At 64.1% G+C, this 1,102-nt stretch carries 1 protein-coding gene; it reads right to left on the reverse strand.

Annotated elements, in window-relative coordinates:
• Window positions 1–63 precede the first annotated feature (63 nt).
• Complete coding sequence (locus DY926_RS01005) at window positions 64–975, reverse strand: tyrosine-type recombinase/integrase (RefSeq protein ID WP_116701677.1); 912 nt, start codon at window positions 973–975, stop codon at window positions 64–66.
• Window positions 976–1,102 lie beyond the last annotated feature (127 nt).

Below are 1,102 nucleotides of genomic sequence, written 5' to 3' on the forward strand. Positions count from 1 at the left end.
CCGGCAGCCCGGAAGATGTCCCCCAGTGCGAGCGAGGCGGACATGACCGCCCCTGCTCCGGGATCAGCCGTCGGGCCTTGCCTGCGCCGTCGTCAGCATGCCCAGCCTGTCGAGCGGACTGATAACGGCCCGCACGGTCCGTGTCGCAACCTTTGTATAAAGGGCCGTGGTCTCCAGGCGGGAATGACCCAGCAGGACCTGGATCACGCGGACATCGACACCATCCTCAAGCAGGTGCGTGGCAAAGCTATGCCGCAGGGTATGAGGCCCCACACGTCTGGTGATCGCAGCAGCCCGCGCGGCATCGACAACCACACGATGGAGCTGCCGTGTGCTGATGGGCCTCATGGTGTCCTGCCCGGGAAAAAGCCAGCCACCGGAATGCATCACGCCCTGCTGGCGTCCGGCCTTCCACCACTCCCGCAGCAGGGGCAGAAGGTCTGCCGGAAGCATGGCGTTGCGATATCGTCCCCCTTTGCCCCGTTCGACCCTGAGCAGCATGCGCTCGCTGTCGATATCGCTGATCTTGAGAGCGGCGACCTCGGCCACCCGCAGGCCTGCCCCATAGGCGACCGACAGGGCGGCCTGATGCTTGAGGCATACGGTCGCGTTGAGCAACCGGGCAACTTCATCGCGGCTCAGCACGACGGGCAGGTTGCGGGGCTGCGCTACCCGGACCAACTTGCGTGCAAGGTCGGGGCGGTCGAGCGTCTGGGTGAAGAAAAACCGCAGCGCCGACACGATGGCGTTCATGGTCGGTGTCGGCATGCCAGCCGCGTTCTGCGCAATCTGAAACTGGCGCACATCCTCGACTGTTGCCGTGTGGGGTGAGCGGCCTAGAAACGTGGCGAAACGGCCGACATCGCGAAGGTAATTGCGCTGCGTCTCCCGGGAGAACCGCCGCACCGCCATGTCATCAAGCAGGCGCTGGCGAAGGGGACTGATTGCAGCAATGCACAGGGACTCTGTCATCATCCGGCTCCTTCTGGTGGGAAGAAGCCAGAGTGCTTGGCCCGATCAGGACAGTTCCAAATAAAACAGATCGCTCACGCCGTGGTGACAGACCTCCACATCGCACCAATCCCGCGCAGCGGGTTCGTTC

It is taken from the genome of Komagataeibacter melaceti (genome assembly GCF_003403295.1).
Lineage (GTDB): Bacteria > Pseudomonadota > Alphaproteobacteria > Acetobacterales > Acetobacteraceae > Komagataeibacter > Komagataeibacter melaceti.

Bases quoted from the DNA above. Each gene is read 5' to 3' on its own strand.
- DY926_RS01005 (WP_116701677.1), bottom strand. From the start codon at position 975: ATGATGACAGAGTCCCTGTGCATTGCTGCAATCAGTCCCCTTCGCCAG.